This is a genomic window from Colwellia sp. SU-HH00943 (genome assembly GCF_057546125.1).
In genome coordinates this window covers 158,115-171,913 of sequence record NZ_BAAJLW010000004.1, presented here as the reverse complement: position 1 = coordinate 171,913, position 13,799 = coordinate 158,115, and the positions used below count along the sequence as shown (strand labels likewise).

The following is a 13,799-nucleotide window of genomic DNA, read 5'->3' as shown; positions in this document are numbered from 1 at the left end:
ATGCCAAAACCTAAGTTAATTGATGTAGCGAATAAAGCTGGCGTTTCAAAAAGTACCGTGTCTCAATACCTTAACGGGCGTTTTGATTACATGTCAGAAAAAACCAAAGAGCGTGTTAGACAGGCCGTTATTGAGCTTGATTATGTGCCGAATCCTATTGCCAGAAGTTTAAAAACGGACAAAACCAAAACTATTGGCGTTATCGTTCGTGATATTACGGGTTTTTATACTAGCCGAACTATTCGTGGTATTGATGATTTTTGTAAAAACAGTGGTTATAAAGTCTTAATTTATAACAGTGACTTTGATCCAACGACAGAAGCTAGCTCGTTAGAAGCACTATATCAATTGCGTGTTGACGGTATTATTATTGCCTCATCAGGTAAAAACACCGATCTTATTAATGGTTACATTAAACGAGGTTTGCCTATTGTTCACTTTCAAATTGAACATGATGGTAATGAACAAAACAGTATTGTGTCGGATTATCGAAAAGCGGCTTTTGAGGCAACACAGTACCTGATTGATTTAGGGCATAAGCGTATTTGTTTTTTAACGCAAGAATATCAAGGCGTAAAATCGAGGGAAGAGCGCTACCAAGGTTATGTTGAGGCTTTACAACAGAATAATATCGCTGTTGATAACAGCTTAGTTCAATATTGGCATCGTGATACGGGCTTTCAAAACAATCCTATAAAAATATTGTCTATGGATAACCCCGCTACCGCTTTTTTCACTCAGCATTTAGCAGTAACTACCGATCTTTTGACGGCGTTTAATCAAGAGGGTATTTTAATTCCTAACGATGTGTCTTTGTTAGGTTTTGATGATATTCCGATGGCTGAATTCTTTCAGGTGCCCATTACTGTCGTGAGTCAAGAACCATATAAAATAGGTAATGAAGCAGCCAAGTTATTATTGCAATGTATTCAGGAAAAAACGACTGATAAACATCGACTGATGGTGCCTTGCACGTTAATCGAAAGAGCGTCTTGTCAACTTTTATAGGCGGAAACTAGGCTCTGCTCTGCTATTATCGACGATACTAGGTTAAAGTAAATATTTTGTTAAGGGTAACGAGACTTGTATGTTTGAAGGTAAAAACCATTGAAGTGTAAGCAAAGTGTCTCTATTTGTAATGATTTATTTCAAACTCCCCATTCATCGTAAATTAAGTGTAAATTAACTTTTTCTTTACCTAGTGATTATACCTCTAGGTCTATAATGGTTTAATTATTCAAATTATAATCAATAGGATGGGATTATGAATTTAACCCGTGCAGCTTTAAAAAACCCTGCGGCTATTATTGTTATTGTTGCCTTAGTCATGGTCTTTGGCTTGCTCAGTGTTTTTAAACTACCTATTCAACTAACACCTGATATTGAACAGCCACAAATTACTATTTCTACAGGTTGGCGAAGCGCAGCTCCTTCTGAAATGGAGTCTGTCATAATTGAGCCGATTGAAAATGTGGTGAAAAATACTCAAGGTGTGACTAAGGTTACTACGGATATTCGCCGTGGCTTTGGTAATATCACCCTAACATTTGATGTTGGTGCTGATATGCAAAAAGCGATGCTGGACGTGATTAACAACCTTAATCAAGCACCGCCTATCCCTTTAGATGCCATGGATCCAGTTGTCTCAGCTGGTGGTGGTAGAGGTGGGCCAAATACCGCGTCGTTAATGATTAAAACGCTACCCGATAATCCATCTCAAGATTTAGGTCAGTATCAAAAGCTGATAGAAGATGTTGTACGCCCTCGCTTTTCACGTATTCAAGGCATGGGGCAGGTCAATTTGCAAAGTCACCGTCCACGTGAGTTAAGGATCACTTTTGATCCCTTAAGAACGGCTGCTTTAGGCTTATCTCTCTCTGATATCAGTTCAACTATTGCAAGGGCTAGCGACGTATCAGCAGGAGTAGCTAATGTTGGGCGTCGACAATATACAGTGAGGTTTTCTGGGCAATATGACGTTTCAAACTTAACTGAAATGATTATTGGCTATAGCGGTGAGCGACCAATTTATTTAAAAGATGTTGCGACTGTAGAAAACACGCTTGTTGACCGATTTGGTTTTAATATGCGAAGTGGCCAGCCTTCTTATTATTTTACTTTGAAGCGACAAAATGATGCCAATACCGTTGCACTACTTGATGAAATAAATATCGCCGTTAAAGAGCTCAATGAAGGGCCGATGAAAGAAGCGGGTTTAGTGATTGAATTGAGCTTTGACTCTTCAGTGCATATTCGTAATGCCTTGAAATTAGTGCAAAATAACTTGGGCTTAGGTATTGCTTTAGCGTTAATTATTTTGTGGTTATTTTTACGTGGCTGGCGAAATATAGTTATTATCGCCATTACTATTCCTATCTCCTTAATGGTTGCTTTTGTCGCACTAAGTATTTTTGATCGTAGCTTAAATGTTATTTCACTTGCAGGGCTGGCTTTCTCTGTTGGCTTAGTTTTAGATGCCGCCATTATCGTACAAGAAAATATTGTCAGGGTACGAGGTCTCGGAATGGAAGCCAACAAAGCTGTGATGCGAGGGGCATTGCAAGTAACAGGAGCACTATTTGCTTCAACAGCCACCAGTGTGGCTATCTTTTTACCCATTTTATTTATGGCAGGCATTGAAGGGCAACTGTTTTCCGATTTGGCGTTAACCCTTTCCATAGCAGTGATTGCCTCGCTAGTTACCGCCATTACCATTTTGCCGATTGCCAGTCGTTATTGGCTAAAATCGCAACAAGATAATGACCCTTTTGCACACTATTGGGAGAAGTTGACGAGTTTAGTAATGCGCTTAACCAACACTAAAACCAAGCGATTAAGTTGGATTTCATTTTTACTGGGCGGCTCTGTGTTAGTGATAGTGTTACTTATGCCTAAAACTGATTTTATGCCAAGAGCTCCTATCGATGGGTTCTTCTTTAGTTTGAATATGCCACCGGGTGGCAATGTTGAGTTTATTGAGGAGGAAATGGCTTCCTTAGTCAAATCTCGATTAGCGCCTTATTTATCAGGAGAAAAATCTCCAAAAATCAAAAGCTATAATTTCTATTCATTTGGCTCAGGAGCAACAGGCGGTTTTATTTATTCAGCAGATCCTACGCGGGTAGAAGAGCTGATGAATGTTATTCGTACAGAAGTTTTAGGTGGTTTACCTGATACTCAGGTTTTCCTATTTAGGGGCTCGATGATTAATGTGTCTGGTGGAGGAAATGGCCGAACGGTAGAAATTAATGTTCAAGGGCCTGATATTGAAAGCTTGATGTCAGTGGCACAAGAAGGGATTGATGCGATTAATGAAAACATGACTGGCACCACAGCATTCCCTAATCCGGGCTTAAGTTTGTCTGAACCCGAGTTGAAATTAACGCCAAAAGATCAACGAATCACCCAAGCTGGCCTGACGAGGCGAGATGTTGCGAACGCTATCAGAGCTTATACGAGTGGTTTGTTTATCGGTGAATACTTTGATGGCAATGAAAGGGTAAATGTTATTTTGCGTGGTGAACAATGGCAAACGCCTGATGAATTGGCGGCATTACCTATTCACTCGCCATTGGCGGGTATTCAAACTATTGGTGAGTTAACTGAATTATCGCGCACAGCAGGGCCGACAAGCTTAAGACGTGTTGATGGCAAACGCACAATTAGTATTCAAGTTTCACCACCAGCGACTATGTCATTAGAAGAGGCGCTAGTGGCGATTAACCAAAAAGTTATTCCTAGAATGAAAGCCAATTTACCAGCTGAAGCCTCGATACAGCTTAGTGGTAATGCTAACAAAATGGCAGCAGCAATTAATGACATGATTAAAAACTTTGTTTTAGCGTTAATCATCTTATTTTTATTGATGACAGCTTTGTTTAAATCACCTAAAGATAGCTTGTTAGTATTACTTGTGATGCCGGTTGCGGTTGCTGGAGGTGTTATCGGGCTGAACTTATTGAACATGGTGGCTTATCAGTCTTTAGATTTATTAACCATGATTGGTTTTATTATATTGCTTGGCTTGGTAGTGAATAATGCCATTTTAATTGTTGATCAAACTCGTCAAGCAGAAAGAGAAGGGTTAACAAGAAGGCGTGCTGTAGCTCAAGCAATTAGAATTAGAGCAAGACCTGTATACATGAGTACACTCACCAGTTTATTTGGTATGTTGCCATTAATGGTGATGCCTGGTGTGGGGAGTGAAATTTATAGAGGGCTTGCAACGGTTATTGTCGGCGGTATGTTTGTCAGCGCTATTTTTACGCTCGTGTTATTCCCTAGTTTATTAAGGCTAGGTGAAAAGCAGCGAGATAATAACCAAGGTAACAGTGTTGAAGATTTGCATGTCGAAAATGACTCAAGCCCTTCGTATCATGTTCAAGCTAGCTAAAATAGCTCAATAGTAGCTGGGAGAGAATGATGTTAAAAATAATTAACATAAAAGTAGCAGAGAAAGTTAAATTGAAAAATTTATGGGGTAGTGTATTTGTGGGCATGCTGCTTGTTAGCCAAAATGTTATGGCAGCTGAAGTACCACCAAGTCCTGTGGAAGTTGATACTGTAACTGAAGTCACTTTAGCCGCAACGGCTGATTTAATGGGCACATTACATAGTCGCTCTTATGTCAATATTACAGCGGGTGTCAGTGGCCGATTAGAGTGGTTACAAGAGCCAGGTGTTATGGTGCAACAAGGTGATGTGTTAGCGAAAATGGATTTACTGCCTTTGCAATTAAAACAGGCTGAGCAAAAAGCACAAATCAAGCGAGCAACGATTAATGCCCGTTACTTTCAAAATGAACTTTCACGTTTACAAAAGTTAAAAGCCACAAATTCCACGTCGCAATTTCAATTAGATCAAACTAAATCTCAATATGAATTAGCGCAAACAGACAGTGAAATTGCCACATTAAAACTAAAACAGATTGAAGATGAACTTCAACGTGCAACGGTAAAAGCGCCTTTTGATGGTGTAGTAACTGAGCGTATTGTACGTGCAGGAACCGATATCAATCGTAGTGATGTGTTATTGAAGTTACTCGATACTGAGCATTTAGAGGTGCGCTTATTTGTGCCGGTAAAATACTTAGCGTTTGTAAGAAAAGGGCTAGAGCTGAATTTACAAGCAATAGGGCACTCTATATCAACACCAGTGACCGCAGTGATCCCGAGTACAGATCCACTTTCACAAACCTTTGAAGTACGTATTCAAATACCTGAACATTTAAATGAGTTTTGGACCGCAGGGCAGTTAGTGAAAGTAACTGTGCCAACACAGCGGGCGCATCCTAGTTTAACCATTCATCGAGACGCTTTAATTTTACGCAAAGATGGTACCTATGTGGTTAAGATTGATGCCGAGAATAAAGCACACCGTTTACTGGTGAAAGTGGGTAAAGGCACCTTTGATCGGGTCAGTATTGAAGGGGCAATTAACCGAGGTGACAAAATTGCCATTCGCGGCGCCGAACGCTTGCGAGAAGGGCAAAGTGTTGTCGTTCAGTAATAAAAACATAATTAAGGAATAACGTTAGGGTAGACGAATGTCGTTTTTATAATGGCATTCGCTTGTGATGTTATTGATGTCAGTGCACAGGCCTTTACCTTCGCGTTTCCCGTTGATAAATTGCCCCTCAAAGCTTTTCCCGTCAGCAAAATAATAAATACCTTTACCGTGTCGACGGCCATTTAAAAATTCGCCGTTGTATGAACTTTGTTTAGCCTTGTCTGTGCTTGCACTTGATTTATTGTTGGCATAAATAATTGAGCCTGAGCCTGTTTGTTTACCATTTTTAAAGTCACCGTAGTATTGACTACCGTTAGCGAAATTTATGGTTCCTTTACCGGTACGTTTGCCATTTTTATATTGGCCGGTAAATCGAGTGCCGTTTTGATAGATATACGTACCAAAGCCATGTTTCACATCGTTTTTATATTCACCATAAAACTTATCACCGGCATTTTTTCCTTTAGTGCTATATAGGTAAATGCCCTTACCATTCTTTTTCTTATCCACTAGTGCGCCGATAAAGCGATCACCATTTTTGTAGGAGGTGACTTTAATTTCTTTCTTTAATTGTGCCCAAAGTATTTGTTCCCCTTGTTTTAAGTTCACATTTTGCTGCCAAGTTTTGTATCCGGCTCTAGTGACTTGAATATTATGCTTGCCTGCAGGTAGCGATAATTTTAAAGGGGTTTCGCCATAAGATTTGTTATTAATAGTCACTTGGTCAAAGTAGATATTTGAGCGCATGGTTAACTTAGCCAGTGTTTCAGGTGATTTTTCCTGTCTGCTTGACTCTATAGGCGCAGGTATCGTTGCTTGTTTTTTGCCACTAAAGTAAAAGTCTTGGTAAAAGGAAGATGAAATCCAAGGAACTTGTCTGCCACGAGTCTCTTTATTAACTTGTGCCAACGTGCGTTTAAATACCTGCTCAAGAGTCAGGCCACTGACCTCAATATTATTGAGTAGTGCGGCGGTAAAAACGCCGTTTCGGCCAGTGCCATCTAATGCGACAGCTCCAGGGGCTGTGGAGTAAGCGATAAGTGTTCCTTTCGGACCATCTGTTTGGGCTAAACCTCGCACTAAACCGCGCGTTTGTGCTTTGAAAGGGTTATTGCGACATGCATCTAAAATCACAATGTTTTGTCTATTCTTGGCTGCTTTTAGTGTGTCTAAAATAAAGGATAAGTTAAGGGCTTCGTATTCAAAATCTGTTTCACTTTCAATATCGGCATTAAGGGGCAGTAAAAAGTTGTTGTTTTCAATTTGAACGGCATGACCGGCATAAAAAAAGACACTGACATCGGTTGCAGTTAAGTTTTTACCGTAAGCCTTTACAGCTTCGCGCATTTTTCTTTTATCGCCGTCGAGTACTTTCGTGACTTCAAATCCAAGCCTCGTTAGGCTTTTTGCTAGATCGTTGGCATCATTAACCGAGTTATCAAGCGCACCTACTTGATAATTTGCATTACCAATAACTAAGGCTTTTCGGTGAGCTTGGCTTGCGTGTATATGGGCGCTGAGTAGTAAAATACTACTCAGACTTAACCATTTTATAAATTTATTGAACAAAAAAATATGCCTTATTTCATGAAATAAAATGAAAATGTAGATGATAATTTACTGATCGAGTAGCTCATCAAGTAAGTCGCCATCGTCAGATATCTCAAAATCCATTTCATCTAATGAGCTATCAATTTGGGCATCAAGATCATCCATATTGATATCCATTTCATTAAGCTCATTAATTTCATCTATTTCTGTTGCTTCTGCGCCTTCTTCTGCGGCAATCATATCATCGGCAAGTGTATCTGAGTCTGCACCAGCGACCTCAGGTGTACTTTCGCCTGCAAAGCTTGAGTTAATTTTAAAGGCACTATAAGCCAATAAAGCTGAGGCCCCTAAAACCATTGCGGTATTACCACTATTTTTTGAAGCTGAAGCGGTAAAACTATTTTTATCGAGTACTTTGCCATCGTTAACAAGTTTCGCCGCCGTTTCGGTTTGTGGTTTTCTATTGGGGTTTTTCATTAAGCGAATGAAATAACAAAATAGGATAGTGACCAACATGGTAGGGATCAGTGGCACTAACAGTGTTGAGATAAACACCACATCTTCTTTGATGCTATCAATATCACTGCTGCTCTCACCAGTAAGGCTTAAAATTCCTGTAAGCAGCATAAATATAAGACTAAATAAAATAAGTGCGTAGGCAAGCCCTTCAACGATAGGTAGCACTCGATATCGTTTTGCCCACACCATATTTTTTTGAAAGCGACCACAACTTGGACAAGGTACTTCATCAAACTCTTCTTTGAATTTGTATTTTAAAATCGCTTTAGCTTGTTCGCCTGCTGCCTTTTTTTGTTCTTGATCTTCATCGTCTTTAATTTCTACATTAGCTGCTCTATTCATTTTGTAAACGAACTGTTCATTACAGTGTTCACAAGTAACAGGCTTCCAAACGTTACCATCAATTTTTAATGTTTTAGACATCTGTTACTTCCTTACAAAGTGATAATATAAGTACTTATTAATTCTTGGAAAAATAGATAAACTATTGCTAATGGGATCATGGCAAACATGCTTAGAAACATGCCTAAAAATACTTTTAAAAGGCTTTTAAAAAAGCTTTTTCGAGCAGATTGTCTAATTTCAGATTTTACATTCCAGAAAAAGTGCCAAGCGGTTAAGGCCATATATACTAAAATAGCGAGTGAAAGATTATCAGGTATATTAAGGTTGTTTTCTGCCCATATTGCTTGATCAGCAGCAGTAAAATATCCGTAAATTAAAATACCAGCATAGATAAATAGTAGACCAAATAACCATCTATATGCAGACCATAATGCATCGATAGCACAGTCAACTAATGTTAATTCCCTAACGTGTTCTGTATATGTCATTGCAAACCTAACTTACTTAAAAATAATGAGCTAAGATAACAAACAATGTGTTTTATTTACAAGTAATACTGTTTTAGTGTTAGTGTTTTTAGCGTTACTGAGCGTTAACGTGTTGCTAATACGAAAGGCGTATGGTGAACAATCGACTTGCCTATTTAGTTTTATACTTTAACATAGTCTTTATCGTCCCAACTGTGCAAACAATTGATATGTCAGAGCAACTTCCGATTAGTATTATTCCTTGTCAGGCATTAACCCACCAATTTGGTAAAATCTCCAGTATTACCAATAAACTTGAAGCGCAGTTTAATTTTCATACCATGACAGCTAACTGGTATGGCGATGAAGACAACATCCTCTTTGTACAGTTACACCTCAATACCCCATCATCTTTTGTTGCGCAAAAAGAGGCACATAAAACTTATGACTTAACTTGTTTTTCTGATGATGTGTTTAGTTGCTATTCAGATGCAAGCGCACTAGGGCAATTGATTTGCCATATTGCTATAACTGATTCAGAAATAGCATTATTATCACAACAACCAACCAAGTTATTAGCGCCTTTATTAGAAATGAAGTTAAAAAAAGTACTTAACCTGATTGCTGATAAACTATCACTTTCGACGATTTAAATTAGTTTTTCTATGTCAATTAGCCGTTCTCGCCTTGATCGCTTACTCAGTGACTCTTGCCAAATTAGCCGCAAACAAGTGCGTATCTTAGTAGCTCAAAAACGTGTCAAAGTTGATGGTCAAATTGCCAGTGAGGTTGCACAACAAATCAATAAGTTTTCTGTGGTGATGCTTGATGATGAAATTATTCAGCAACACCAAGCTTTATATGTCATGTTGCACAAACCTGTGGGAGTTGTTTGTGCAACTAAAGATGATAAACATAGAACGGTTATTGATGTTTTAGGTGGTTTGCTAAGCGAAGAGCAAAAAGCAAGCTTGCATATTGTTGGACGCTTAGATCTAAATACCTCAGGTTTAGTCTTGCTAACAAATGATAGTCGCTGGTCTGAGAAACTCACTTTACCAACAAATAAAGTAAATAAGCACTATTTAGTCACTTTACAAAACCCGTTAACTGATGAATATATTTCAGCGTTTGAACAAGGTATGTATTTTAAGTATGAAAACATAACGACTAAGCCAGTGACACTAAAAATTCTTACTAAATTTCAAGCAGAAGTGATTTTAACCGAAGGACGATATCATCAAATAAAGCGAATGTTTGGCCGCTTTAATAATCCGGTTATTGGTTTACATCGAACCACTATTGGACGTTTTGAATTAGACGATAACCTCACAGTAGGTGAAAGTAGGCTTATTCAAATTAACCAAGAAGATATAAGTTAAAGAGTTAGGGGTTATTTAACCCCTAACTCTTTTAAACGCTCCAATAAGTAACTTGCTTGTGTATGTTTTTCTGAAAGTTTCACTTCACTGCGTGGATGGAGAAATAAGGGTAGCGATATTCTCGATTTATCACTTTGGCTACCTTCAGGGTTGATAACTCGGTGCGTTGTCGAGGGAAAGTAACCTTGAGAAGCTTCTTGCAGCATATCACCAATATTAATAATGAGATTACCGAAATCGCTAGGGACATCTAACCATTGGCCATTTTGTAATTTTACTTGTAAGCCGGGTTCATTGGCTGCGGGTAAAATCGTCAGTAAGTTAATGTCTTCATGGGCTGCAGCACGAATGGCACCTTGTTCTTCATTACCCGTTAACGGTGGATAATGTAGTACTCTTAACAAGGTGTTTGGCGTGTCGGTGATCATGTCTGCGAGTGGTTGAGAATAATGTTCGGCAACATCATTTGGGCTGTACTTTTCTACCCAAGTTAATAATTCACTGGCAAGTTCAGAAGCCAGTTGATAATAAGTCAGTATCTCTGTTTTTAATGCTTCAGGAATACGTCCCCAAGGGTAAACATGGTAATACTCTTTAATATCTTTATGCTGATGACCTTTTGCTGTTTCTGATATTTCAGGGGCGAAATAACCATCTTGTTTTTCTACATCAAAGGTGAAGTTGTGTTTGTCTTCACTATTAAAAAACGTTTGCCAGTGCTGGTAAATAGATTGCACTAACGATTGTGGAATAGGGTGGTTAGTGAGTACGCCAAAGCCTGTTTCTCGTAAACTTTTTACAAATTGTTGTGCTGCATCTTGAGCGGTATAATCAACAACAGATAACGACATAATAACTCTCACTTAATTTATTTTCTTAATCAATGAAGTGTACTGCTTAAATCTATATCTTCAAGTCGAAGCGGTATATAATGTTTAAAAAATAATATTTACAATCACCTATTTAAGTGAACCAAAACATGAAACTACCATTATTCTTTACCAGCTTAGTTGTTTTTGCTATTGCTGGCTGCTCAAGTAATGATAATACTTGCGAAGATATTACTTTAGCATCTGAGCAAATTCAGCAATGCCAAGCTTTACATCGCCAAATTGTGAATACTAAAGGGAAGCCGCTTATTCGCACTGAACTAGAACGAAGGTATCAACAAGATTGTATTGATATTAGATATTATCGTGATGAAAAGCAGTCGGCAATTTGTGGCAATAAACAAAATATCGATAAAATTAGAGAAACAGCACAAAAAGAAGCTAATCAGTAGGTTAACTTTATTCATTTTCCATTGCTTTAATCGCTTTTTTGCATTAAATGTTAAACATAGCAATGGTTATTGTTGGCAAGATTGCCAACCGCTAAAAGCTTAATAATGTATACCTATTAAGCTATTCTGAGTTATAAAACTGATCAAAGGTGGTTATTTAAATTTATGGCAAATCCTGACGCTAAGAACAGTAGTAAAGCAGATTTATCGATGCAGTTGCAGTCATTGCAAACGGCTCATAATGACCTGCAAATGCGTTATACCGCCTTATTTCATTTAAACCAGCTATCTCAAGAATGTAGTGATTTAGAAGACTTTTACCCGAAAGTTCACAGTACTATTGCCTCTTTAATGGTCGCAAAAAACTTTTATATTGTTAACTATGAGCAAACTTTTTCTACAATGGAGTTTGTTTATCATGTTGATGAAAAAGATAGTTTGCCAAAAGGCGCTGTAGACTATGAAGATTTTTCAGGCTCATTTACGCACCTAGTTATTGAGTCTATGCAACCGTTATTAGTCACGCCAGAGCTGGAGCAGCAATTAAGAGACAATGGTAAAATTAAAGACTATGGTGCTGCATCAACTGACTGGTTAGGTGTACCATTATTACATAATGACTTAGTTATTGGTGTGATGGTGGTGCAAAGTTATACTGAAAAAGTTCGCTACACAGAACAAGATTTAAATATGTTAACGTTTGCGGCACAGCATGTTGTTGGTGCTATGATGCGCCTACAAGACAAAGAACGTTTGACGAATGCAGTTAATGCCAGAACCCGTGAGTTAATGGCGCAAATTAGAGACAGGGAAAAGTCTGAACTTTTACAAGAATCATTTTATAGAATTTCTGAATTAACCAGTGATGAAAGCATCGCGATCAATGACTTTTACGCCCAGGTACATAATATTGTTGGCCAATTAATCAATGCGACTAACTTTTTTATCGCCCGTTATGAACCAGAATTTGATACCTTGGATTTTTGTTACTTTGTTGATGAAAAAGAAGAAAATCAACGGGATTACCGTCCTAGAAAGTTATCAAATCACTTTTCAGAACTTGTGATTAAACGTCAAGAAATTGTATTGCTCTCTTATCAGGATATGCTTGTATTGTATGAGCAAGGGGTCACCAAAAAACCTGAAAGTAATATACATTCTTGGTTAGGTGTTCCCTTGATATATTCTGGTGAATTATTGGGCGTTATGGCTATTCAAAGTTATCGAATAGATACCACTTATACTCAACAAGATGCTGAATTACTAAATTTCGTTTCAAATCATGTTTCTGGCGCTATTAAACGTCGTGAAGCCTCTGATATTAAACGAGAAAATCATGAACTATTAGAACAACAAGTCAAGTTAAGAACTTTGGCGCTTGAAGAAGAAATTTTACACCGTAAACAAGCGGAAAAAAGGCTAAAACATACAGCTACGCATGACAGCTTGACTGGCTTACCAAATAGGGCAATTTTTATCGATTTACTTAATCATGCTATTGCCTGTAACAAACGAAAACCTGATCTCGCTTTTGCTGTACTGTTTCTAGATTTAGATCGCTTTAAAGTTGTCAATGATAGCTTAGGTCATCATGCAGGTGATGTGTTGTTGAAACTAATTGCCCGTGAGTTATCAGCCATTGTGCGAGGAAAAGATACTGTAGCAAGATTAGGAGGCGATGAATTTGTTATCCTGATCGAAGATCTTGATTCAGACAATGAAGCATTTGAAATAGCGCAACGGATCACAGAATTTTTACAGCAACCTTTCACTATTGAAAATCAGCTTGTTTTTACCGGCACAAGTATCGGGATTTTGTTCAGCGATAAGCGTTATGATAGTGCGGATACCATGCTTCGTGATGCTGATACTGCTATGTATCACGCTAAAGATAATGGAAAAGGACGTTATGAAGTGTTTGATGCAAGTATGCATCAAAGGGTACAAAATGCCTTAACACTTGAAGCGGATATTAGAGAAGCTATAGAGTGGCAAGAGTTTACGCCTTATTTCCAACCCATTTTAAAATTAGATAATGAAGCACTAAAAGGCTTTGAAGCTTTAGTTCGTTGGGAAAGTACCAAGCGTGGCTTTGTTTTACCTAACGACTTTATTTCGTTAGCAGAAGAAACACAGTTAATACAAGCAATAGATATGCAAATTTTGTATAAATCGTGCCAGCAATTAAAACAGTGGCAAAATACACTTTTGCGAGAAGATCTTTACATCAGTTGTAACTTGTTTTGCCAGCAATTTTTTAGCCCAACATTACCTGATGAAATTAATAAAATATTATTAAAAACGGGTTTGAAGCCGGAGAATTTAAGGGTTGAGTTAACTGAGCGAGCTTTACTGGAAAATACTGAAGTTGTATTAGCGAACATGAAAGCATTAAAACAACTCGGAGTGAAAATCTTACTGGATGATTTTGGTACAGGGTACTCTAGTTTGAGTTATTTACACCGCTTCCCTATTGATGTGTTAAAAATAGATCGCTCATTTATTACCAATGTTAATGAACATGAAAACAACCGAGCGATTATTAAAACCATTATAGATTTAGCAACGAATTTGCGCATGGCAACCGTTGGTGAAGGTATAGAAAGCGCTGCAGACGCCAAGTTATTACAACAGATGGATTGTTTATACGGACAAGGGTTTTATTTTTCTAGGCCGTTGCCAGCAAACGAAATGGAACACTATATTCTTCAAAAGTTAGATCAGTAAACTAGCTCTTTAACTCTT

Annotated in this window: 11 protein-coding genes; 7 read left to right on the top strand and 4 right to left on the bottom strand. The window is 38.1% G+C overall.

Annotated features, from left to right (window positions below; all coding sequences use genetic code 11):
• The 3 genes from AC27GZ_RS12400 (at position 1) to AC27GZ_RS12390 (ending at position 5,508) form a co-directional block, all read left to right on the top strand.
• Complete coding sequence (locus tag AC27GZ_RS12400) at positions 1 to 1,008, top strand: LacI family DNA-binding transcriptional regulator (protein WP_487095487.1); 1,008 nt, start codon at positions 1 to 3, stop codon at positions 1,006 to 1,008.
• 256 nt (positions 1,009 to 1,264) lie between these two features.
• Positions 1,265 to 4,393, top strand: coding sequence for an efflux RND transporter permease subunit (locus tag AC27GZ_RS12395; RefSeq protein WP_487095486.1), 3,129 nt, complete (start codon positions 1,265 to 1,267; stop codon positions 4,391 to 4,393).
• Between the two features lie 29 nt (positions 4,394 to 4,422).
• The gene (locus AC27GZ_RS12390) at positions 4,423 to 5,508 is read left to right on the top strand and encodes an efflux RND transporter periplasmic adaptor subunit (RefSeq protein WP_487095484.1); all 1,086 of its coding nucleotides are present in this window, start codon (positions 4,423 to 4,425) and stop codon (positions 5,506 to 5,508) included.
• Positions 5,509 to 5,532: 24 nt separating this feature from the next.
• Here AC27GZ_RS12390 and AC27GZ_RS12385 read toward each other — a convergent pair whose 3' ends face one another.
• The 3 genes from AC27GZ_RS12385 to AC27GZ_RS12375 are packed head-to-tail and all read right to left on the bottom strand — an operon-like array spanning position 5,533 to position 8,411.
• Positions 5,533 to 7,077 (bottom strand): caspase family protein, encoded by a 1,545-nt coding sequence (locus AC27GZ_RS12385; protein WP_487095483.1) that lies wholly within the window; start codon positions 7,075 to 7,077, stop codon positions 5,533 to 5,535.
• Between the two features lie 48 nt (positions 7,078 to 7,125).
• Positions 7,126 to 8,001, bottom strand: coding sequence for a hypothetical protein (locus AC27GZ_RS12380; protein WP_487095481.1), 876 nt, complete (start codon positions 7,999 to 8,001; stop codon positions 7,126 to 7,128).
• Between the two features lie 11 nt (positions 8,002 to 8,012).
• On the bottom strand, positions 8,013 to 8,411 hold the full coding sequence (locus AC27GZ_RS12375; protein ID WP_487095480.1) for a hypothetical protein: 399 nt from the start codon (positions 8,409 to 8,411) through the stop codon (positions 8,013 to 8,015).
• Positions 8,412 to 8,542: 131 nt separating this feature from the next.
• On the opposite strand from AC27GZ_RS12375, the gene AC27GZ_RS12370 reads away from it, so the two are divergent.
• Complete coding sequence (locus AC27GZ_RS12370; RefSeq protein WP_487095479.1) at positions 8,543 to 9,043, top strand: hypothetical protein; 501 nt, start codon at positions 8,543 to 8,545, stop codon at positions 9,041 to 9,043.
• A gap of 12 nt (positions 9,044 to 9,055) precedes the next feature.
• A complete protein-coding gene (locus AC27GZ_RS12365) occupies positions 9,056 to 9,772 on the top strand; it encodes a pseudouridine synthase (protein ID WP_487095478.1) in 717 nt (238 codons plus the stop codon).
• Positions 9,773 to 9,783: 11 nt separating this feature from the next.
• Here AC27GZ_RS12365 and AC27GZ_RS12360 read toward each other — a convergent pair whose 3' ends face one another.
• Complete coding sequence (locus AC27GZ_RS12360) at positions 9,784 to 10,623, bottom strand: isopenicillin N synthase family dioxygenase (RefSeq protein WP_487095476.1); 840 nt, start codon at positions 10,621 to 10,623, stop codon at positions 9,784 to 9,786.
• Positions 10,624 to 10,751: 128 nt separating this feature from the next.
• Between AC27GZ_RS12360 and AC27GZ_RS12355 the strand changes: the two genes are divergently transcribed.
• Complete coding sequence (locus AC27GZ_RS12355) at positions 10,752 to 11,054, top strand: hypothetical protein (protein WP_487095475.1); 303 nt, start codon at positions 10,752 to 10,754, stop codon at positions 11,052 to 11,054.
• A gap of 165 nt (positions 11,055 to 11,219) precedes the next feature.
• A complete protein-coding gene (locus tag AC27GZ_RS12350) occupies positions 11,220 to 13,781 on the top strand; it encodes a sensor domain-containing phosphodiesterase (protein ID WP_487095473.1) in 2,562 nt (853 codons plus the stop codon).
• Positions 13,782 to 13,799: the final 18 nt, after the last annotated feature.